Origin of the sequence: Aliivibrio fischeri (genome assembly GCF_009727955.1) — a bacterium.
GTDB lineage: Bacteria > Pseudomonadota > Gammaproteobacteria > Enterobacterales > Vibrionaceae > Aliivibrio > Aliivibrio fischeri_A.
Genome location: NZ_WOBR01000004.1, coordinates 435,724 through 456,523, shown reverse-complemented (window position 1 = coordinate 456,523; position 20,800 = coordinate 435,724). Strand labels below are relative to the sequence as shown.

Genomic DNA, 20,800 nt, shown 5'->3' with positions numbered 1-20,800 from the left:
TGCTTTACTCTATGTCATTAATAAAATGGATGTGGTTCTGGCTACATCCATTTTTTGTTCAATGCTAATAAACCACTCCCTCACCTCCTATTCCATTTGGGAATAGAACGAATACCGAGCTTTCCTTTATAAAATAAAAAAATCGCCCGTAGAATATTTCTTCTAATTCATCAAACTTAGAAGTGACCATCCATGAAATACATCTGTATGGCGTGTAATAAAGAATACGCACCGAAACCTGAACTCATTAAATGTGAATGTGGCTCTGCCCTATGGGTTAAACCTCAAACGTCATTTAGTAAAAAAGATCTCATAGAAAATGAATTCACACCTAGACGCTATTCTAGTGCTTTCCCAGTAAAAAAAGACGATATCAATATCACTTTCAATGAAGCCATCACACCTTTTTGCCAAGCTGAAATATCAGGAACTCCAATACTGGTTAAACTCGATTCGCTACAACCAACAGGATCATTTAAAGACCGAGGAGCCTCTCTTGTAATCAACTACCTTAACAACCATGGAATAACGAGCATTGCTGAAGACTCAAGCGGTAATGGAGGAAGTGCTTATGCCGGTTATGCCGCTAAAGGAAACATGCAATGCAACATATTTGTGCCTGCTGGAACATCCAAAGGAAAGACCACACAAACGCGATTATACGGCGCTAACTGTATTGAAGTAGAAGGAACAAGAGAAGACGTCGCTCTAGCTGCAATAGAGAGCAGCGTCACTCATGGAAGTCATTATGTTGGGCATAACTGGCATCCGCTATTTATCGAAGGCGTCAAATCCATCGCTTATGAAATATGGGAACAATGTGGGTATAAAGCCCCTGATAATTTTGTTGTTCCCGCAGGGAATGGAAGTTTACTCGCCGGAGCATATATCGGTTTCTCTGAATTATTAAAAGGCGGAGAAATAAGTAAACTCCCTCGCCTTTTTGGTATTCAAAGTGAAAGCATTCAGCCGTTCGTTCAAACCTTTAATAATAAAGAAATCAACATTACATCAGAAAATACCATTGCCGAGGGTATTAAGATTAAGCGTTCATCACGTATGAATGAGATCGTTCAATTTGTCAAAGAAACGAATGGGAATTTTATTAGTGTTAATGAACAACAAATTCAATCTGCATTAAAAGAAATGGGAGCGCAAGGATTCTTTATCGAACCAACATCAGCGACGGCATTTGCAGGAATCGCTCAGCTTATAAAAACGCAAGAAATCAAACCTGACGAGCTTACCGTTGGTGTCGTAACCGGAAATGGACTCAAAGCAACAAACTCAATTGAACATTTAATTAATGATATTAGAGGTTAATAATGAAATATATTCAAACTAAAAATTCATTAAAAGCAGCAGGACATTACTCTCAAGCGATAGTACACAATGGGTTAATTTACGTATCAGGCCAATTACCAATTAACCCAAACACAGGAGAAAAAATAAACGGTGATATAAACCAACAAACCCGTCGTGTATTAGATAATTTACATACCATTCTTGAAGAAGCAGGAAGCGATCTTCAACAAATATTAAAACTGGTTATCTACATTTCAGACATTGATATGTGGGACACGGTTAATGATATTTGCAAAGAATACTTTATCGATCATAAACCGGTGCGAACCATAGTACCAACCAGAGAATTGCACTTTGGATTAAAGATTGAAGTCGATTGCATCGCTATATGTGAATAACGTCTCATAGCTTAATATTGATGTGTTCAGAAAGTGCGGTAATGACTTTTTGAACTCGCTCTAATCGATAATTATTTTGTCTAGTGCATATATAGATGGGTCTAAAAAGCGGTTTGAGCTCGCTATATTGATATAAATAACGCTCTTCTATATTTAATGCTTTTATTACCGAAAAAGGAATCAGTGCCGGAGCAGTCCCTTGTAATGCTAAATGGGCTGCTGCGGTATATGAATCTAGCTCCATTATAGGGTTCACTTTTAAGGCTTCTAAAATAACCGATTGATGAGTATTCGCACTGTTTGTCAGATCCGTTGTTATCAATTCATTAGGTAGCTTATCCAAATGTTTGTTGCTAACAACATAAAATGGTTCATCAAAAAGATGGAAGCTTAATAACCCATGCCCAGATGGTAAATACCCAGCACAAAGGCCTAATGTCGCTTTTCCTGATTTTACGTTTTCGACAATTCGTGGCGTATGATTCGTTGTGACGGTCAAATTTGGATCATCATGAAAACATGTTGATAGCGCTTGGCTGAAATACCCTGCCACAAGCGTTTCAGAGCAATCAATTCTAAGTAAAGAGTCATTCGCTAAGGCTTGTTGTTCATATATGCGTCCACAAAGTTCGCTAAATGTTGGAGCGATATTGTCAATTAGCGATTTAGCATCAGCCGTGAGCGTGACATAACGGCCATTAGGCTCTATTAATTTTTTCCCTAACCGCTTTTCTAGTTTTGTAATACGCTTACTCACCGCAGATTGACTAAGGTACAGTACGCTGCCTGTACGACTCATTGTCTTCTCTTTACTTAAAACTAAAAGTGTTTCAATGCCTTCAAGTAACATCTCATTATCTTATGAAAATCAGGAATAGTTAACTCAGTTTATCTATGTTTTATGATGCTTGCAAAAAAGTTGATGGGGAGTGATTTGTTTATCAAACTCAATCATTAAATAACGCAACCTCCCAGCACATAAAATCATTTTTAACATAAATATCAATAACTTGAAAACCTTAAATTGAAGATATAAAGTGATTATTTTTCTTTTATATATATACTAAGTGAATGAGTGAAAATCTCATGTAAACCAATAATTAATAATAAGGATTTAACATGAATAAGGTGTTAGTTGCTAGCGGTGTATCATTAGCTTTATTAGGTGGAGCTTTTGCTGCCAATAACTACATGATTGAAAAAATTGGTCAAGAAATTCCAACTCAAGTATTAAACGGCTTAGAAAAAATTGATCCACAATTACTGCAAGTTCAGCGTGTTTCTAGCCAAATTAATGGGAAAGAAATAAAAGAAGAATACTCTTTCTACTTTATTATTGACGGTAAACGCCAACAAAAACTTCCCCTCCTCATGACTCATTATGCTGAAATTGGTCTTTTTGGTTTAAATGTGAATGGCAACTTTGCATTAACCAAAGATAAAGGTTTTGCAGCTGAATTTATAAAGGAAGTAACTACCTTTAATGAGAATATTACATATACGTTCTCAACAACTACCCAGCAACTTGATCTGAATGGTGATATTCAATTAGGTGCCATTCAATCACGTAGAGAAAAGGTTAACATTGGTAAGCTTTCATTTAACTTAATTGCAGACCACAAAGAACAAGTTCTTAAAGCCAACTTACCAACAATAAGTTTAGGAGATAGTTCTTTTGCACTAAATATGAAAGATATAGATCTTACACTTTTAGATAACATTGAAACTAATAACAGCTCTATCAATTTTAATCTTGGTGATTTTAACTTTCAAAGTACTCGCTCAAAAGAAGGTATAAGATTGTCAGATAGCAATTGGACAATAAATCTTGCTGAAAATGAAACCGGATCAAAATTTTCAACTAACATAAATATACAAAAAGCTTCACTTCAAGCTAAGCAATTTTCCGTACCTAACTTAAATTTTAATTTCAAGACAGCAGTAGAAGGCATCCAATTAGATCTTCTAGAAGAATTAGGAGACATTGCTTTACACTCAACAAGCATCAATTCAAATAAACAACAGCAAGAGATTATGCAACAATTTTTTGAAGCTGGTATTAATGCAAAAGAACTTTCATTATCAATTAACGAATCAAGTATAAATGGAAACATTCAACTTAAGCCAGATAACTATAGTAATATGCCTAAGTATAAAGTAGGCGATGCAGTAATCCGCAACATTCATTCTAAGATTGATATTATTGTAGATCCAAATACCATTGCAAATATTTCACCACTGAAAAACGTTGTAGATAGATATTTTAATGCTGAACCAAGTGGTAATTTCAGTGCAACCTTTGAATTATCTAATGGTCAACCAATGCTTAACGGTATGCCTCTTTAATTCATTCACTATCAACGGGATAACTATATCCCGTTTTTATATTTCCGTTATTTCTTTGGGAACATGACGCTAGCTCAATTTGAGATGAAAACGACTTAGGATTAAAATCCTAAATCATTAACTTTGAGTAAGTTGAATTTTGGCTAAATCTGACGGTAGAGAGCTAACCAAACAATGCATTTTCACATAATACTGCATGATCTTTATGTCGATTCACTTAATCTCAAACTTTCATAGTAATCTTCGGCTAAAGCGGTCATTTTAAATTCAGCTTCTATTCCTGCAATCTTCTCAACGGCTTCTTGTATAGATACGAGATCGGTATTAAAGAACTCTTTACGAAGATTTACCGCATTTACACGTTTAGAATTAAACTCTCGGTGTAGCGCTGTTTCAAGCGCTGGTGCATCATCAGTGTAAATCATGGCATGTACGTCAAATGGGAATGGTACACTTGCATCACCCAATTCTTTAACCCTATCCATTGGCTCTAAACGTCGAGTAAGACCAATCTTATAAACATCCTCACCAAACGAACCAATATTACTTATAACATAAACGTGTCCCTTACGGGTTTGCTCAGCCATACTCTTAGCTCGTTCTTCTTTAGCTTCTGCTTCAGCAAGTTGTTGTTCAATAATTATTATGCGTTGTTCCATCTCGGAGCGATCTTGCTCAGTGGCTTTAGCAAGCTCTTGCTGTGCTTTATCAAGAAGATTTCGATACATTTTTTCTTCTTTTTCAGCATCCGAAATTGCTTTTTCAAACTCTTTAATAGCTCGTTGTTCTTCACGGATCTGCTCTTTGATAAGTTTCTGTTCCGCAATCTCTTCTTGTTTTTTTAGTGTATATTGATATTGAAGCTTACACTCTTCGAACTTTAGTTCGATGTAATCTATATCAAAGCCGCATTCCAAAGTAGCAGCTAACTTCTCGAGTGTATTAGCTAGTTTTTCAATACGCTCAAGAGTACGTCCAAAAGAACTAGGTGATACCTTACCAATAAGCATGTCACATTCAATATTAAAAGCAGTAAGCATGAGTTTAACTTGGCCATTTAAAATCTTATTATTAAATGACTTGTCTTTAGATATAACCGTCGACTCTGGGAAAGTGATCGCTGTTTTATCTTTGATCATATCTTTCTGCTGTTGCCTAATATATTTAATTTCTTCTACAAATCTAGTAGATGTTTCATAAAGGTACTGCGGCATTTCGAAATGCCCATGAGATGTATATTCATCAAGTCTTGAATATAAGTCGATATCTCCCATCAACTCTTCCAAATCAAGTTCACCTTTATCAATACTAGAATTAAGCTCCTCTAATTTGTCTTTAATTGAATCTAAGATCAATTGCTGCTCTTTCATACTAATTTTCAATGCATCATCTTGTCCTTTTAAAACTTGGAGTTCAGCTGTTTCTTCATTGATTTTAACTAACTCTTGCTTTGCAGCTTCATTAGCCGAAATTATTGTTTTTCGACTGATACATACTGAGTCATATTCTTCTTTTGTTTTGGTTAGTGCTTCATCTAACGACTTGTACTGCTCGATTTTTTTATTAGCTGAACGCTTTGTTAAAATATAAGTTAGTACGACAGCTACTAATGATAAGCCTGCCAACATCAGTAAATTATTATCCATGGATTACTTTAGAACCTCTTGTATAAATTGCTTTCTTAGGACTGCTCGCTCTTCGCATCGCTCTTGATACTCTTCGGCGGCGCTTGCTATAGCATCTTTAAAAGCTTGCTTTGCTGCAGACTTCCTTAGTCTTGCTTGCCGCTGCAATTCACGCTCAGCTTCTCGCACTTCTCTTTCATGCTCTCTTATTGCCTGAGCATTCGCTCGCTCACGAGCTTTTTGTCTGCGTTGAGATTCACGAGCAGCTTGCTTGTTGGCTCTATCTATTGCCTTAACAACCTTTATAGCTGTTCTTAAACCACTACTTCGTCTGGCCAATGTTTCCCTCCTTTAAACTGGGTAATGCTATATTTCGAGCGCTAACACAATCAAACGCCTCCCCACCTAATTTTCGATTTAAATCGACCATAAATACCGACACTCCAAGGTCTTAATTTAGGCCATATTACCGCATGACCGCATATTTCTTCTACAAATAGCAGAGTAAATCTATCAACATTTCTCAAAATTGATTGCAAATTCACAAAAGTTAACTTGGCTCAAATACAGTCCATTATTTATTACGCTAGACTACAGCTAATTTTCGAGTCACTTCACACTTTATCTGGCCGTACATAATGACTTCATGGATTCTTTCAACAAACCCGATTGCTCGCCTCTTTAAAAAAGAAGCGGTTGTAACAATAGATAATGATGGAATACGTGTTGTTCAGGCCGAAAATGAAACCATCATCAAGTGGGATCAACTCGATTCTCCACCCAATCTTTCACTTTCTATCGATGGCGGTTGTTTAACGTTTATCTCGCAAGGAAAAAACCATCGCTACCGAATGTTGGGGTATTTCACGCCTTTTAAATATGCCAAGCGTTTCTTTCCCTTTTGGGCGAATCAAAATGCAGAACGTTTACAAGATTTTCTCAGTGATGCTTACATTCAGTGCACATCAACGTTTCTTAGAGACTCTTCGATAGAAAATATCCGTTCTGTAGTACGTAATGAAATTAAGCGTTGGAAAGGTTGGGATAAGGTTGAAGGATTATCTGAGCTTGCGCATAAAACGGCGACTCAATTTACCAATATTCATCATTGGTCGTCAGCAGATATTGAAAAGATTCGCCAACGTTATGTGAACAAGCAATTAGCTCAATACCAAACCTTTTTTGATAGTGTTGAATCTAACCCTTTAACCAATAGACAAAGAATCGCTTGTGTTACTGATAATGACAACAACCTCTTACTTGCTGGCGCAGGAACAGGCAAAACAAGCGTCATGATCGGTAAAGCTGGGTATTTGGTTAATAGTGGTAAAGCGAGTCCAAAACAGATCTTAATGCTCGCTTATGGCCGAATTGCTGCTCAAGAAATGAATGAGCGAATCAAAGAAAAACTGGGCTTTGATGATGTAAAAGCGAGTACCTTTCACAGTCTTGGTGTAAAAATAATCTCTGAGGTTGAAGGCAAAGCCCCTAGCCTATCTAAGCTTGAAGATAATCCAAAAGTAAAAGCCAAATGGATGCACGATGAGATTGAAATTCTTATGCGTGATAATAACTATAGAAAGGCATTACTTGATTATTTTAGCTCTTATTATTTCGTTGATAAAAACCCGTGGGAATTTGAATCTCAAGGCGCTTACCTTAAATATCTAAATGATAATGAAGTTCAAACCATGAATGGCGAGAAGGTAAAAAGCTACGGTGAGCTTGTTGTTGCCAATTGGTTATTTAGAAAAGGAATTAAGTATCAATATGAAGCCAAATACCGCTTTGATGTAGCTACAGAGAAGTACCGTCAATACGAGCCTGATTTTTATCTCCCTGATTATGATATCTACATTGAATATTACGGTACTGATGAAAATGGGGATACTGCACCATACATAAATAGAGAGCGCTATCAGCAAGGTATTGAATGGAAACGCAAGACACATAAGCAATATGGCACAGGTTATGTTGAGGTTTTTTACCATCAGCATAAAAAAAGAAAACTGCCACAAACGCTTGAAAAAGAGTTACTCGCTCGAGGCGTAAAATTAGAACCTGTCTCTGATAACGCCTTACTTGATAATTTAGAACAACTGGGACAAGTAACAGAGTTAGCAAAATTATTAGGTGCATTGGTTGATATGTACAAAGCGGCGTGTCTTGATGAAAGCGGTGTCGATAAAATCATTAAAGAATCCGTTGACCCAATGCAAACAACAAAGGCGTTGGAATTATTAATGCCGCTTTATCAACGTTATGCTAAGTATTTAAACGATAATCAAGTTATCGACTTTAACGATATGATAGGTAAAGCCTTAGAATACGTTCAAAACCGTCAGTTTCACTCTCCATGGAAGTTTCTGTTGGTGGATGAATTCCAAGATATTTCAGAACCAAGAGCAAGATTAGTTAAGGCTTTGCGTGATAATACGGTTAAATCATCACTATTTTGTGTGGGTGATGATTGGCAAGCAATATATCGTTTTAGTGGTGCAGATGTACGCCTTACAACGGAGTTCTCTAACTACTTTGGTGCAACCTCTGAAACGACTTTAGACATGACTTTTCGATTTAACAGCTCTATTGGTGATGTCGCCACTCGTTTTGTTACGCAGAATCCTGTTCAATTGAAAAAAGACATTAAATCACTTGTGCAAGTTGACCGCCCTGCCGTCAGTATTGTTCGTCAAGGTATTGAAGATTCTGGTATATCAGCATTAGATAAAGCACTCACGGCAATATCTAATCAAGTCATTGCTTCTAAAACACCGAGTAAAAATAAAGTCTATTTACTTGCTCGGTATTGGTATCAACTCCCCGATTTAAACCTTTTAAGAAGAATAAAACACCAGTACTCATCACTGGATATTGAGCTTCAATCTTTTCATGCATCAAAAGGTAAAGAAGCGGAGTATGTCGTTGTTATGGGGTTGGCCACTGGTAAACACGGTTTCCCTTCTGAAAAACAGACGCCACCACTAGTAGATGCGTTGTTACCACAAGGAGATAAATTTGAATATGCAGAAGAGCGACGCTTATTTTATGTTGCTTTAACTCGTGCAAAACATCGTGTTTATCTTCTGGTTGATATGATGGATGCGAGTGAATTTGTCACTGAGCTTATTAAAGCCAAATACCCTGTAGAGACCAATGAATTTGATGTGTCTCTTATTCAAAAAGAAGCAGAGAAGATCACTTGCCATCAATGTGGTTCTGGGGTGCTAAGACCAAAAGCGGGTCAATATGGGAAGTTCATGTCTTGCTCTCTTTATCCACGCTGCAAGCACAAAGAAACGCCATGTACTAAATGTGGAAGCCCAATGGCACACGATGCCACAAACAGCTATCAAGTTTGTATTGATGTCAGTTGTGGCGATAAACGTCCACTTTGCCAAAACTGCGGAAGTGAAATGAAGCTTAGACAAGGCAAATATGGCGCTTTTTGGGGATGCTCTACCTACCGTAAAAACTATGAGAGTAACTGTTCATATAAGCAGAATTGTTAAAAAAATGAATGACAAGCATCTATAATTTCTCAAGATCAGACAGCAGTTTTTCTGCTCTCTCTAAAATAACTTGCTGCTGTTCTTCTGATTTTTTCTGCCAATTTGCATAGACCATTCTAGAACGAGGATTATTATTAAACTGCTCAATATGTGTATGCATAAAGTGCCAATACAGTGCGTTTAATGGGCATGCTTTTGGTTCAGTTATTTGTTTCACGTTATAGTGACAATCGGAGCAATAATCACTCATTTTATTCACGTAGTTACCACTGGCAGCATAAGCCTTAGAGGCAACAATACCACCATCTGCAAACTGGCTCATGCCACGAGTATTTGGCATTTCAACCCACTCAATTGCGTCGATATAAATCCCTAAATACCACTCATCTACTTCATCAGGTTTAATGCCTGTTAATAAACAAAAATTACCCGTGATCATCAAACGTTGAATATGGTGTGCGTAGGCGAAATCAAGAGACTGCTGTATCGCATGATGCATACAATTCATCTTTGTTTTCCCTGTCCAAAACCAACTTGGTAATGATCGTGACGCTTCAAGTTTATTTAGGTTTTGATAATCAGGCATATTGCGCCAGTAGATCCCACGAACAAATTCTCTCCACCCTAGAATTTGACGAACAAAACCTTCAATCTGAGCAATATCTATGGCATCTGGGCGTTGATTAAATTCCGTAATAGCAGCATCAATCACTTGCATAGGACTGAGTATTTTTGCATTAAGAGCAAAGGATAAACGGCTATGAAACAAGCTCCATTGTTTCTGCGTGAGCATATCATCAAGTTTACATGTCATTGCATCTTGAAATTTCCCAAACAACGGTAAGCAATAACGACAGAAAAACACTAATAACTCACTCGCCTGCTGCCGATTTACAGGCCACAACAGTTGATTATTCACTTGTCCAATCATCGTCACATTATGACGTTTCAGACGCTTAAGAATATCAGTGACATCGTTAGCGAATAATAATGGCGTGGGTACACAATCAAACTCACTTGCCTTTAATTTGTTTTGATTTGCGCTATCAAAATTCCATTTGCCAGCAACGGGTTCTCCCTCTTCCATCAGTATATTAAAGCGCTTTCTCATCTTACGGTAAAAAGGTTCCATACGATGATGTTGGTTCGGTTTAAACTCTTTTTCAATTAGTGTTTCAGAAAGAAAGAAGTGTTCACTTTCATAAACTTGAGAAGATATTGATAATGACAAGCAATAACGCTCTAGTGTGCTACGTAAACGGTATTCGTCAGGGAGTTGATACTCAAAATGGGTAATATGGTGTTCAGCAATAAGGTGGTCTAATAAATCCTCTATTCTTTCAAATGGCTTCGTATCGTCCAAGGTTAAGTGCATCACTCGATGCCCCGCACTTTCTAATGCAGTTGCAAATTGTGCCATCGCAGCAAAAAAAGCACACACTTTTTGTACATGGTGTTTTACATAGGCGGTTTCTTGATGCATTTCTGCAATCACGTAAATCGTTTGTGGATCGATGTGTTGAAACCATGAATGGCTGGCATTTAATTGGTCACCTAAAATGAGTCGTAAGCGGTCAGCGGTGGCATTCATAATCATCCTCTATCTTAAATCTTCATATGTGGATTTATTATTCACTTTGATGTCGTGAAGACCGACAGCGCTTGGAGCAATATTTAACCATTGGCCAGTCTCGCTCCCATTTCTTTCGCCAACTAAATGGTCTCTGGCAAACAACGCATATTTTTTCTGGCAACTGTGATTTTTTCATGCTGCTCTCCATAACGTCATTGATCGCTCGATACTAAAAACGGAATCATTACCGACCACCTACAGAGAAATTACGCAGGAAAGCACTTTGTGGTTCACAAAAAGATCAACTAATTCAAACTAGTTAATCGAAATGGTGATCTAGGTATAGTGCAAGCTCGTAGTTAGCTTAGTAATAAAAAAGTGCTTTTATTTGTATACGAACGAGGAGTTACATATGGATAACAGACTGACGATTAAAGAGTTTCTTAGGGTATTTGATTGCGTTCGTTCATCTGGAAAGTTACTGGATAATAGATATGTATTAGACGATATATCCGCATGGCATGATTACGATGGATATACCTGTTGGCTGGGCTATAAAGATGTGACCGTCACATTGATGTTTCATGGTTCACTTAAAATTGAATTCGACAAATCATCAAACTACTCAGATTTCACCAACCAATGTTTAGCAATGATCACAGCAAATCATAGTGTTAAGGAAAGTTAAGATGAATGGACAACAACTTGAAATTATTGATTTTACACAGCCCAACGAGCATCAAAAATGGTTAGCCATAAATGACAACGTAATGGGTGGTATTTCATGTGGTCAGCTTCATTACGATGGAAATACATGCCGATTTCAAGGTGAATTATCATTAGAAAACAATGGTGGTTTCAGCTCTATCAAACGTTCTATTGAATCTCTATCTAAAGAGGTAAACACAATAGAACTCATGTTTACGGGTGATGGACATACCTATCAATTAAGACTTACCACATGGAAGAATGGTGATCGCATTCAATACAAACACGATTTTGACACCACTAAAGGAAAGGAGCAGAAAAAGACATTTCACTTACACAATTTTCAAGCTGTTTTTAGAGGACGATTACTTAATCACGCTCCTGAACTCGTGGCGAATGATATCAAGCAAGTTGGCTTTCTCATTGCGAATAAACAAACATCACCCTTCGCTCTAGGTTTGACTCAAATTCAATTTAAATAACTCAACAACGCTCCAACGCCTCACTCCATTCCTCAATCCACTCAAGAATAAGCCCAAACACTTCTGCATCTGGTTTTCCATAACAATAAAAAGCATTAAGACCAAAAGAGAGGTTGTGACCAAGCTCTTTTAAGTTCAGCTCAATAAGTTCGCCTCTCTCTACGTATGGCATCATGTAATGCCTTGGCATAATTGTCCAGCCATGCTGTTTTACTAACTCACACAACAGATCGTTATTACTGACAATGTGCATTTTTGGGGAAACTTGAATCGAGGCAAAATTCAGTTTTAAGGTCGCAAAGTTCTCGGTGACGTATTGTGTCTCTAGCATCAGATTTTCGAGTCTTAAATCATCAATTAATGCCAAAGGTGAATTGACGCTTGCATAACAGCTAACTTGGATGGGTTTTATCGCTTTCCATGTAACTTCTTTCTCTGCAAACAGCTGTCCACGATACGGCATGATGGCAATATCACATTCACCTTCTTGGAGTTTATCCATGGCTTCTTGCCGAGTTCGGTGCTTCCAATTAATAATGATGTCTGAGTTATAATCCATCACACGGTTTTCAATGTGCGTAATTAAACTGAGTGGCGTGATCACATCATAGTAAATCGTAATGGTATGAACGTTAGAATCGTACAAGGCTTGGCTTTGCACAAACAAAGAGCGATTTTGTTTTTCAACTAACTTAGCACGATGATACAGCTGCTCGGCTTTCTCTGTGGGGATCGCTTTTCTGCCTTCTATCACAAACAATGAATACCCTAATAAATCTTCATAGGTAACTACGTGTTCACGCACTGTCGTTCGGGATTTTTTAAGCTCTCGCGCTGCACTGCTGTACGAGCCATGTTCATACACGGCAACAAAAGCGCTCACTTGCTCTAATGTATGCATTCAATCACTCCTTTGATGTTATATGCCCACCCAACTTGTTAGGCATACCCTATCATAATCGATTTCTTTGTTTTGGTATTCCATGAAAAAATCCTATTCAGTTCATAAATAACTATGATTACGAACAGAGAGGACATTATGAAGACGTTCCCATTGAGTTTATTAGCAGGCTTTCTTGTTTCACCTTTTGTATTGGCTTCACCCGATCTAATTTTTACCAATGGTGATGTTATTACCGTGACGGGTGAATCTGATCGCGCTGAAGCGATTGCAATAAAAGATGGCATCATTGTCGCTGTAGGTAATAACCAAGAGATCCTTAATAAAAAAGGCACCAATACCCAAATCAGAGATTTAAAAGGCAAAACTCTTGCACCAGGGTTTATCGACAGTCACGGTCATTTTGCTCAATATCTGCCTTTAATTGAAAGCCCGTTCCTTTACCCTGCACCAATGGGAGAGGTGAACTCGTTTGATGATATTGAACAAATAATGACAGCCTATTTTAGCCAACCAAATCTTGATAAAAACAGCCTTCATGTTGCTTTTGGTTATGACGATGCCGAGCTAAAAGAAAAGCAGCACCCTACTAAACAATTCTTTGATTCTTTCAGTAAAGAGTACCCTTTCTGTGCAATGCATATATCAGGACACCTTGCGAGTTGTAACAGCAAAGGGCTAGATTTCATTGGATTCACCAAGCAAAGTACGAATCCTGATGGTGGCGTATTGCGTCGTGATAATAATGACGAACTCACTGGCGTATTAGAAGAATCTGCCATTTACCCGATTTTAGGAAACCTTCCTGAAATGACGCAAGAAGATGCGATTCGTCGTTTTGGCAAAGTTCAAGATTTATACGCAGGTTATGGCATTACTACCACACAAGAAGGCTTAGCAACGCTTCCTGCACTTAATGCAATGAAAACCATGGCAGAGCAAGACTTATTAAAAATTGACCTACTTGCTTACGCAAAATGGGTGGATTTAGAAGAAGCAATGACATTATTGCCGATGAAATCTTCGATTAATGGCTTAACGTTAGCAGGAGTGAAAATGGTAGGTGATGGCTCTCCACAAGGGAAAACCGCTTACCTTTCTACTCCCTATTTTGAACCACCACACAGCCACGCTTATGATTACCACGGCTACCCAGTGTTAACCCAAGAAGAAATGAATCAGTGGGTAGATAAAGCGTATCAAGTCAATGCTCAGATCCTAAGTCATAGTAATGGTGATGCGTCAGCAGATATTTTATTAAATGCGGTAGAACTTGCTGATGCGAAATACGGCAAAGAAGATCGCCGAACCGTAGTAATCCACGCTCAAACCACACGTTTAGATCAGATAAAACGCATGAAGAAAAATGAGATGATCCCTTCTTTCTTCCCTGCTCATACCTTCTTTTGGGGAGATTGGCATCGTGACTCGGTGTTAGGCCCTTGGCGTGCATCTAACATCTCACCTATGGGTTGGGCAAATTCAAATGATTTGATGTTTACGATTCACATGGACGCCCCTGTGTTATTTCCAGATATGATGACCAATATGTGGAGCGCGGTAAATCGTGTAACACGCAGTAATCAAACCTTAGGTGAACATCATAAAATCACGCCATACCAAGCATTAGAAGCGATAACCATTAATGCGGCGTATCAAAATTTTGAAGAGAAAAGCAAAGGCTCTATTGAAGTTGGAAAACGTGCCGACTTGGTGATCTTAGATGATAACTTACTTGAAATTGACCCAATGAAGATAAAAGACATTCCAATTCTAGAAACCATTAAAGATGGAAAAACCATATACATAAACGAACAACTATAAAAAGAAAGCAACAAAGAAGCAGCTGAGATTGGCTGCTTTTTTGTAAATCTGCAAATTCATCGTTACATCTCTTCTTATCTCTCCTTTTATCTTTACTTTTCTATCTCCCTCTCGCTACACTGTCGCCGCCTTTTTATTGTTAATAATTTTATATTTATGATCCGTTCTGTTTTACTTGCTGTTGTTCTACTTTTTAGTTTCGCCGTTCATGCTGATTCTCTTGAAGATAAAGCAGAATCTGGTGATGCTCGTGCTCAATTAAAATTAGCAATGGAATACGAATCAGGTACTAATCGCCCTAAGAATATCGATTATTCTATCCAGTGGTATAAACAAGCAGCGATGCAAGACCTTACCTCTGCACAGTTTAACCTTGGACAAATTTACAAAAATGGTTACGGGGTTGCTCAGGACATTAAACAAGCCATTTATTGGTTTACGCGAGCTGCAACACAAAACCACCCACCTTCACAATTCTATTTAGGTGAGATTTACGAATACGGCCTTTCTGGTTCTGTTGATTTATATAACGCGTCTTTGTGGTACCAAATTGCGTCTCATAATGGTCATGGCGAAGCTATGCTTGGTTATGAACGTGTACTTCAAGAGATTAAGATGCAACAAAAAGAAGAACAACTGAAATCAACTCAACAGCCAGAAGAGCCGAAAGTTGTCGAGCCAGAGCCAAAAACCATCATCATTACTCAAATGGAAAAACCAACGGCTCTAATTACTCTTGGCAGCTACCTGTTAATCGCCATTATGATTGTGGTGTTAGTCTTCTTGGTTTTACGTCTTAAACAAACCATGAAGCGAACTAAAAATGACGACCCACTTAAAACCAGTTTCGCTAAATCATTACAAAATGAAAAAATGAAGCAGCTGCAAGACAGTAATGACAAATTAAAGATCCGTGCGGATGCTCAAGAAGCCACCATTAAAAGACTAACTATTGAGTTAGATGGTAAGAAACCACTTTCACAGTTTACACCTCATCAATTATTAGGGGTGACTGTTGCAAGTGAAAGCAGCGAAATTAAAAAACAATATAGAAAACTGGCTCAACTCCACCACCCTGACCACGGTGCTGATGGTGTGATGCTTGCTGAAATTAATAAGGCTTATAATTCAATTAAACGATAACGTACACGGAATACGAGACTTAGACTTTACATATCATTCTTGTTCGGTATACTTCGCACCACTTTTATATGTTATCAAAATGTAACAACAATAATTTAACGTATAAATCTTAATAGAATAAAGAGAAAGAAGTCTTATGTTTAATTTAGAAGGTTATTGTGACTGGTGTAGAAAGCCAGCGATGGTTCTGCAACATCAATACTGCGACGGTGCAAAATATTACGCCTGTGAACACTGCAACGATTACGCAAAAATCGATATCAGGCAGTATGATTTAGCAGAAATGGAAAAGATGAACCAGAAGTAAAAATAAAAATGCCGATGACGTTAATCATCGGCATTTTTGTATGTGTTTATAATGAAACAGCGATTATGATTCTTTCGCCATTACTTTATAGATAAGTGCACCAATTACCGCACCTACAATCGGAGCAACCCAGAACAACCAAAGTTGCGACGTTGCCCAATCACCAACATAAACCGCTACTGCTGTACTACGAGCCGGGTTAACTGATGTATTTGTTACAGGGATACTGATAAGGTGGATAAGTGTTAAACACAGACCAATTGCAATTGGAGCAAAACCTGCTGGAGCACGGCTATCTGTTGCACCCATGATCACAATTAAGAACATTGCCGTTAGTACTACTTCTGTAATAAGTGCAGCTGTCATTGTGTAACCACCTGGAGAGTGTTCACCAAAACCATTTGATGCAAAACCACCAGCTAGATCAAAACCTGCTTGACCGCTTGCGATTAGGTATAAAATACCACCTGCCGCAATACCACCAAGAACTTGAGATACGATGTATGGAACTAAATCTTTAGCATCAAATCGACCACCTACCCATAAACCAACTGATACTGCAGGGTTTAAGTGACAACCTGAAATGTGACCAATGGCAAACGCCATGGTTAATACCGTTAGACCAAACGCCAGTGATACACCAACAAACCCGATACCTAGTTCAGGAAACGCTGCCGCCAGTACTGCACTACCACAACCACCCAGTACAAGCCAAAATGTACCGATAAACTCTGCCATATATTTATTCATAATTATTCCTATGTTGTTATGTCTTGATTTCAGTATTAATTTTTTATACGAACCAAGTTTCATTGAGAATAAATATAGGTGATGGTTAACAAATTAGACACTTAAATATTTCAATTTATTTCTAATTTTCATTTTTAAGACACAATTTTTAAAGATAAAACACCTTCTATGGCTTAAATTACAATAACTTGCTTATAAAACAGGCAAAATCCACGTCTGAGTTTTATTATCAATGTCCCAAAAACAACAAAGGCTTGGATTTCGCCAAGCCTTTATAAATGTTAATGGATGTTTATTTTTTAAATACTAATGTTAACGACACTGGTACTCTGTCTGAAATTTTGATCCCACCAACTGTTGCTGCAAGTTTAGTTAAGTTTTCACTTGGGATCCCAAAATCAGAAGCCCCTATAATGACTGCAGAAGAAGAACTAACCATTATATGATTCCCCTCTTCTAACACCACCACAGGAAAATTTATCGATTTGGTTTTTCCATATAACGTTACTTTCGCAGGGATCACTAGCTTTTTAGGGCCATTAGATAATGCTGACAAATCAACGTTACCGCTGACTTCCACCTCTGGGTATTTCATCGATTCAAAGAACAGCTCATTTAATCGATTATCTCGAATAGGAATGCCAGTGCTTATCCCTTTAAGATCGACATCGATGCTAAATTCACCGCTCTTGTTTAGTTCGCCAGATAACGTGTTTATCGTCGCTGGCTCTACAACAAATTGATTTTTGATTGTAGTAAAGCTAACAGAGGATAGTTCTGGCTCTAAAAGGTAGTTATCGGCAGCAAAAGAAGGTGTAGAGATAAGAACTAAAGCAAAACTAAGAGATGATATTATTTTTTTCATTATTGTTACCCTTATATTGAGTTATTGTTTTGGAGCAATCGAATAATACTCCGAATAAAATGAATCAAATAAAGAATTAAATCGATGACTTTGGCGAATATTTTCAATGAGATTTTGTTCACAATTCAAACAATGTAAATGAACTAAACTGCAGTTACACAGAATCAATTACACCCTATCTTTCTAATCACTTAATTTTAACATCTAAACCAAGTGATATTAAGGTTCCGAGCAATGTAGTGATAACCACAGATAACATTGAACCAATCAATATCTAATATTAATACAGGAACTAATAATGCGATGCCGTGTAATAGAGAATGAAGATATAACTCAGGTGAGCGGTAGGTGGATTCTTTCTTTGATTCTACCCATTGCTTTGGTTGTAGATAGAAATCGCAGATAATATGCATCAGCAAGAACGGTTTACATGAAAGTGCAAATTTAGCCATTTTTAACTAATAACTTAGATTTAGCCATTTTTGGCTAATAATTAGGGTTGGTAGAGCTAAAAACTTTGCCCACATTCAATAAGCGTTACGCATCACGCCAACTCAAAATAGAGTATTAAACTATCGGTGTTGATCATTGAGCCCGAAAATTTTCATTCCTCGGGATGTCGCCCATAAGTAAGCATTAAAGTTCTAGAAGCACCTAATAAATAAAGATCCACTATTTTACAATGAAAACTACAGCGCTCTTATCTTATGGTATAAATTAACTAAATCGAACTTTTAGGATTAATATCTACGATGCTAACTTATGCATTAAGTAAAGATACAAACAAGCTTGAACATATCGATTCTGTTGCTAATGGATTGAAATGCAATTGCTTCTGTTTCGGATGTAATGACGCTCTTGTTGCTAAAAATAATTGCTCATCCAGTCGTAGCAATCATTTTTCTCACTACTCTAAGGATGAAAATCGAAATTGCTTAATGACTCAGCTTCATTTAGCTGCGCAACACCATTTTTTAAACGCAGAATATATAACACTTCCAGAAGTATCATTCCTATATAAAGATGAGTTCCTTACTAACAAAGCGATAAATTTAAAAGTTCTTTCAGCTCAATTAGAAACTAAAATTGATCGTTATTATGCAGACGTTACTATTGAAACTGAGATTGGTACTATTGCTATAGAAATTTGCGTCACGCATAAAAATGAGCACGATAAAACTGCTTACTATCAACAGAACAAAATAGCCTCTATTGAATATGATTTGAGTTCGTATCTATCGAAAGATATTGATGAAGCGATAAAAGACTTAAATGAGTATGCCGTCGAAAGTACTTGGCTTTACGAATGGTGCCGAGATGAGCTAATTCAGAACCATAATGTATTTTTAGCAAAAGAAAAAGTTCGTATTCACCAAAAACGGCAGCGCAGTGCTAAATTATCAATGACAAAACTAATGTTCGACAAACGAATCACCCTTCCTGACCTTACTCAATACTTTAAACATAAAATAGGAGGGACTCAGTATAGTGAAAATGTATCTGTTTTTACTCAGAAAGAAATTCAATTAACTGAAGTCTTTGAAGTAGCATCAACCCAAGAGTATTCATTGCTTAAGGGGAATTTAAACGAACACATTATATGGATAGCATTCCTCCTAGAACGAAACCAAATCCCCGATGATATTGCGAAACTTGGTGGAAGTGCAATTATTCAAACTCCTTCCATAAATGAAAATGAGCAAGCTACTTGGAGTTGGTTAAAATACCCAAGACTTGCAAGAAGAATTGAACATACAAAAAAACAATTCATAAACAGATGCAAATTAAAAAAACAACTCAAACGTAATGTGAATTGGTTTTTATTAAATACAGACAATTTATATAAAAAAGACTATCAAACTTGGTCTAATTGGATGAAAAAAATAAATTATCATCTCAAGTTTATCCTAAGCTTTCATATGTTCTGCGCTATAAAAAAGAATATTCATGTTTGTGGATGTTTAATTCTTGGCATATTTTAACTCTCAGCTATTTAACTGAAATAATAGACAGTAAGCCACAAAATAGCATCATTTCTTACCGTGATATTTTTGATGACTTAGCACAGCGAATTGACTTACACGAAGACTTCTTAATACTAGAACAAAACCTAACGGCTTTTGTAACAAAGGATGATGATAAAAACCTTATCATTCGTGAAAGTATCATTGAAGAAGCTCTTCTTCCATTTAGAGAGTTAATGCAAATCTTATGCTTGCATGATGGTTGTAAACGTATAAACCCATTAATGCCTTCTTTAAGTTTAGGGAATTAGTTTTTTAATATACCTATACTCAACCACACCCGTTAGGTGCGCATGCAACTACAAGTTAAGTAATGCTTCTCTCTCCCTCTTTTTTCCTTGTCCAACTTGGTGTGGTACTGAATGTGCGCATTTCAATAAATTTTCATAAATATGCTCATTTTTGGCTAAATTTTCCATGATTTTACTACCCTCTGTAATTAACAATGAGAATTGAACTTTCGATTTGATTTTAATGATCTTTTAAACGATCTCTTAAACAACTAGATCAGCACTAAGACAGCAGTAACAGCAATTATTTAACCATTGATGGTAGGTATTTAGGGCTTCTTTCTTCTTCATTTCCTAATAAGTATTAATATAGGCTTGATCGTGCTTATCTTTTTCATAGTTTATTCAGTCCATACCGTTCTGCCCACCCTTCGTAAATCATGAAGTGGCCATCGCATCGTATTGTGCTTGGGTAACTTCAGTTTTAATAGCGTTGTTTACAATGGTTTCCGCAGAAGAAGTGTCGCTTACAAAATAGATCGCAATATCTTAGTTTGAAAGTTGAATATTGGGTTTTATTAATTTGGTGTGTTCGGTGCGATATGCGATAAACCATGCTTGCTGGTAACCAAATTGAAATCAATGCCAAAGACAACGCCCAGTATAACTCCCACTGAACAAATGGCTTTAGTCGCTAATCTCTTCATATAATTTCTCGCTGATGGGACGTTTGCGAATTTCTTCGAGCGTTTTCTTTTTGTAATGTCGGTTAATTAACACGGTAGACACCACGCCCCCCCCCCCCCC

General features: G+C 37.2%; 20 protein-coding genes. 11 read left to right on the top strand and 9 right to left on the bottom strand.

Going from position 1 to position 20,800, the window contains the following annotated elements; all coding sequences use genetic code 11:
- Nucleotides 1-192 precede the first annotated feature (192 nt).
- Together GNP81_RS05455 and GNP81_RS05450 are read left to right on the top strand one after the other, a co-directional pair.
- On the top strand, nt 193-1,323 hold the full coding sequence (locus GNP81_RS05455) for a threonine synthase (RefSeq protein ID WP_155674504.1): 1,131 nt from the start codon (nt 193-195) through the stop codon (nt 1,321-1,323).
- A 2-nt stretch (nt 1,324-1,325) separates the two neighbouring features.
- On the top strand, nt 1,326-1,703 hold the full coding sequence (locus GNP81_RS05450; protein ID WP_155674505.1) for a RidA family protein: 378 nt from the start codon (nt 1,326-1,328) through the stop codon (nt 1,701-1,703).
- A 4-nt stretch (nt 1,704-1,707) separates the two neighbouring features.
- On the opposite strand, the gene GNP81_RS05445 is transcribed toward GNP81_RS05450, so the two are convergent.
- Nucleotides 1,708-2,553, bottom strand: a complete 846-nt coding sequence (locus GNP81_RS05445) for a LysR family transcriptional regulator (RefSeq protein ID WP_017019265.1) — start codon at nt 2,551-2,553, stop codon at nt 1,708-1,710.
- Between the two features lie 269 nt (nt 2,554-2,822).
- On the opposite strand from GNP81_RS05445, the gene GNP81_RS05440 reads away from it, so the two are divergent.
- Entirely contained in the window at nt 2,823-4,049 is a 1,227-nt protein-coding gene (locus GNP81_RS05440; protein ID WP_155674506.1) for a hypothetical protein, read from the top strand.
- A 203-nt stretch (nt 4,050-4,252) separates the two neighbouring features.
- Here GNP81_RS05440 and GNP81_RS05435 read toward each other — a convergent pair whose 3' ends face one another.
- Both GNP81_RS05435 and GNP81_RS05430 read right to left on the bottom strand, forming a co-directional pair.
- A complete protein-coding gene (locus GNP81_RS05435) occupies nt 4,253-5,695 on the bottom strand; it encodes an SNIPE associated domain-containing protein (RefSeq protein ID WP_155674507.1) in 1,443 nt (480 codons plus the stop codon).
- 3 nt (nt 5,696-5,698) lie between these two features.
- The gene (locus GNP81_RS05430) at nt 5,699-6,013 is read right to left on the bottom strand and encodes a hypothetical protein (RefSeq protein ID WP_155649614.1); all 315 of its coding nucleotides are present in this window, start codon (nt 6,011-6,013) and stop codon (nt 5,699-5,701) included.
- Between the two features lie 299 nt (nt 6,014-6,312).
- Between GNP81_RS05430 and GNP81_RS05425 the strand changes: the two genes are divergently transcribed.
- Nucleotides 6,313-9,186 carry a UvrD-helicase domain-containing protein gene (locus GNP81_RS05425; RefSeq protein WP_155674508.1) on the top strand — a complete coding sequence of 958 codons (2,874 nt, stop codon included), beginning with the start codon at nt 6,313-6,315 and terminating at the stop codon, nt 9,184-9,186.
- A 19-nt stretch (nt 9,187-9,205) separates the two neighbouring features.
- Here GNP81_RS05425 and GNP81_RS05420 read toward each other — a convergent pair whose 3' ends face one another.
- Together GNP81_RS05420 and GNP81_RS05415 are read right to left on the bottom strand one after the other, a co-directional pair.
- Nucleotides 9,206-10,777, bottom strand: coding sequence for a cryptochrome/photolyase family protein (locus tag GNP81_RS05420; RefSeq protein WP_155674509.1), 1,572 nt, complete (start codon nt 10,775-10,777; stop codon nt 9,206-9,208).
- A gap of 37 nt (nt 10,778-10,814) precedes the next feature.
- Nucleotides 10,815-10,967 carry a DUF2256 domain-containing protein gene (locus tag GNP81_RS05415; protein ID WP_155674510.1) on the bottom strand — a complete coding sequence of 51 codons (153 nt, stop codon included), beginning with the start codon at nt 10,965-10,967 and terminating at the stop codon, nt 10,815-10,817.
- Between the two features lie 204 nt (nt 10,968-11,171).
- Between GNP81_RS05415 and GNP81_RS05410 the strand changes: the two genes are divergently transcribed.
- Together GNP81_RS05410 and GNP81_RS05405 are read left to right on the top strand one after the other, a co-directional pair.
- Nucleotides 11,172-11,447, top strand: coding sequence for a DUF3081 domain-containing protein (locus GNP81_RS05410; protein WP_005419595.1), 276 nt, complete (start codon nt 11,172-11,174; stop codon nt 11,445-11,447).
- A gap of 1 nt (nt 11,448) precedes the next feature.
- A complete protein-coding gene (locus tag GNP81_RS05405; protein ID WP_155674511.1) occupies nt 11,449-11,949 on the top strand; it encodes a CIA30 family protein in 501 nt (166 codons plus the stop codon).
- Nucleotide 11,950: 1 nt separating this feature from the next.
- On the opposite strand, the gene GNP81_RS05400 is transcribed toward GNP81_RS05405, so the two are convergent.
- Nucleotides 11,951-12,850: a LysR family transcriptional regulator gene (locus tag GNP81_RS05400; protein WP_155674512.1), complete on the bottom strand. Its 900-nt coding sequence runs from the start codon at nt 12,848-12,850 to the stop codon at nt 11,951-11,953.
- 138 nt (nt 12,851-12,988) lie between these two features.
- On the opposite strand from GNP81_RS05400, the gene GNP81_RS05395 reads away from it, so the two are divergent.
- The 3 genes from GNP81_RS05395 (at nt 12,989) to GNP81_RS05385 (ending at nt 16,124) form a co-directional block, all read left to right on the top strand.
- The gene (locus tag GNP81_RS05395) at nt 12,989-14,674 is read left to right on the top strand and encodes an amidohydrolase (protein ID WP_155674513.1); all 1,686 of its coding nucleotides are present in this window, start codon (nt 12,989-12,991) and stop codon (nt 14,672-14,674) included.
- A gap of 156 nt (nt 14,675-14,830) precedes the next feature.
- Nucleotides 14,831-15,817, top strand: a complete 987-nt coding sequence (locus GNP81_RS05390; protein ID WP_155674514.1) for a J domain-containing protein — start codon at nt 14,831-14,833, stop codon at nt 15,815-15,817.
- Nucleotides 15,818-15,953: 136 nt separating this feature from the next.
- The gene (locus GNP81_RS05385) at nt 15,954-16,124 is read left to right on the top strand and encodes a hypothetical protein (RefSeq protein ID WP_011262064.1); all 171 of its coding nucleotides are present in this window, start codon (nt 15,954-15,956) and stop codon (nt 16,122-16,124) included.
- A gap of 63 nt (nt 16,125-16,187) precedes the next feature.
- On the opposite strand, the gene aqpZ is transcribed toward GNP81_RS05385, so the two are convergent.
- From aqpZ to GNP81_RS05370, 3 genes are all read right to left on the bottom strand, one after another.
- The gene (aqpZ, locus tag GNP81_RS05380) at nt 16,188-16,874 is read right to left on the bottom strand and encodes an aquaporin Z (protein ID WP_011262065.1); all 687 of its coding nucleotides are present in this window, start codon (nt 16,872-16,874) and stop codon (nt 16,188-16,190) included.
- A gap of 292 nt (nt 16,875-17,166) precedes the next feature.
- Nucleotides 17,167-17,739 carry a YceI family protein gene (locus GNP81_RS05375; RefSeq protein ID WP_155674515.1) on the bottom strand — a complete coding sequence of 191 codons (573 nt, stop codon included), beginning with the start codon at nt 17,737-17,739 and terminating at the stop codon, nt 17,167-17,169.
- Nucleotides 17,740-17,936: 197 nt separating this feature from the next.
- Nucleotides 17,937-18,191 carry a DUF3307 domain-containing protein gene (locus GNP81_RS05370; RefSeq protein WP_236798281.1) on the bottom strand — a complete coding sequence of 85 codons (255 nt, stop codon included), beginning with the start codon at nt 18,189-18,191 and terminating at the stop codon, nt 17,937-17,939.
- A gap of 300 nt (nt 18,192-18,491) precedes the next feature.
- Between GNP81_RS05370 and GNP81_RS05365 the strand changes: the two genes are divergently transcribed.
- Nucleotides 18,492-19,721 (top strand): competence protein CoiA family protein, encoded by a 1,230-nt coding sequence (locus GNP81_RS05365; RefSeq protein ID WP_155674516.1) that lies wholly within the window; start codon nt 18,492-18,494, stop codon nt 19,719-19,721.
- The gene (locus tag GNP81_RS05360; RefSeq protein ID WP_155674517.1) at nt 19,697-20,014 is read left to right on the top strand and encodes a hypothetical protein; all 318 of its coding nucleotides are present in this window, start codon (nt 19,697-19,699) and stop codon (nt 20,012-20,014) included. Before GNP81_RS05365 ends, GNP81_RS05360 begins: the two co-directional genes overlap by 25 nt.
- Nucleotides 20,015-20,800: the final 786 nt, after the last annotated feature.

Bases quoted from the DNA above. Each gene is read 5' to 3' on its own strand.
- GNP81_RS05455 (WP_155674504.1), top strand. From the start codon at position 193: ATGAAATACATCTGTATGGCGTGTAATAAAGAATACGCACCGAAACCT.
- GNP81_RS05450 (WP_155674505.1), top strand. From the start codon at position 1,326: ATGAAATATATTCAAACTAAAAATTCATTAAAAGCAGCAGGACATTAC.
- GNP81_RS05445 (WP_017019265.1), bottom strand. From the start codon at position 2,553: ATGTTACTTGAAGGCATTGAAACACTTTTAGTTTTAAGTAAAGAGAAG.
- GNP81_RS05440 (WP_155674506.1), top strand. From the start codon at position 2,823: ATGAATAAGGTGTTAGTTGCTAGCGGTGTATCATTAGCTTTATTAGGT.
- GNP81_RS05435 (WP_155674507.1), bottom strand. From the start codon at position 5,695: ATGGATAATAATTTACTGATGTTGGCAGGCTTATCATTAGTAGCTGTC.
- GNP81_RS05425 (WP_155674508.1), top strand. From the start codon at position 6,313: ATGACTTCATGGATTCTTTCAACAAACCCGATTGCTCGCCTCTTTAAA.
- GNP81_RS05420 (WP_155674509.1), bottom strand. From the start codon at position 10,777: ATGAATGCCACCGCTGACCGCTTACGACTCATTTTAGGTGACCAATTA.
- GNP81_RS05415 (WP_155674510.1), bottom strand. From the start codon at position 10,967: ATGGAGAGCAGCATGAAAAAATCACAGTTGCCAGAAAAAATATGCGTT.
- GNP81_RS05410 (WP_005419595.1), top strand. From the start codon at position 11,172: ATGGATAACAGACTGACGATTAAAGAGTTTCTTAGGGTATTTGATTGC.
- GNP81_RS05405 (WP_155674511.1), top strand. From the start codon at position 11,449: ATGAATGGACAACAACTTGAAATTATTGATTTTACACAGCCCAACGAG.
- GNP81_RS05400 (WP_155674512.1), bottom strand. From the start codon at position 12,850: ATGCATACATTAGAGCAAGTGAGCGCTTTTGTTGCCGTGTATGAACAT.
- GNP81_RS05395 (WP_155674513.1), top strand. From the start codon at position 12,989: ATGAAGACGTTCCCATTGAGTTTATTAGCAGGCTTTCTTGTTTCACCT.
- GNP81_RS05390 (WP_155674514.1), top strand. From the start codon at position 14,831: ATGATCCGTTCTGTTTTACTTGCTGTTGTTCTACTTTTTAGTTTCGCC.
- GNP81_RS05385 (WP_011262064.1), top strand. From the start codon at position 15,954: ATGTTTAATTTAGAAGGTTATTGTGACTGGTGTAGAAAGCCAGCGATG.
- aqpZ (WP_011262065.1), bottom strand. From the start codon at position 16,874: ATGAATAAATATATGGCAGAGTTTATCGGTACATTTTGGCTTGTACTG.
- GNP81_RS05375 (WP_155674515.1), bottom strand. From the start codon at position 17,739: ATGAAAAAAATAATATCATCTCTTAGTTTTGCTTTAGTTCTTATCTCT.
- GNP81_RS05370 (WP_236798281.1), bottom strand. From the start codon at position 18,191: ATGGCTAAATTTGCACTTTCATGTAAACCGTTCTTGCTGATGCATATT.
- GNP81_RS05365 (WP_155674516.1), top strand. From the start codon at position 18,492: ATGCTAACTTATGCATTAAGTAAAGATACAAACAAGCTTGAACATATC.
- GNP81_RS05360 (WP_155674517.1), top strand. From the start codon at position 19,697: ATGTTTAATTCTTGGCATATTTTAACTCTCAGCTATTTAACTGAAATA.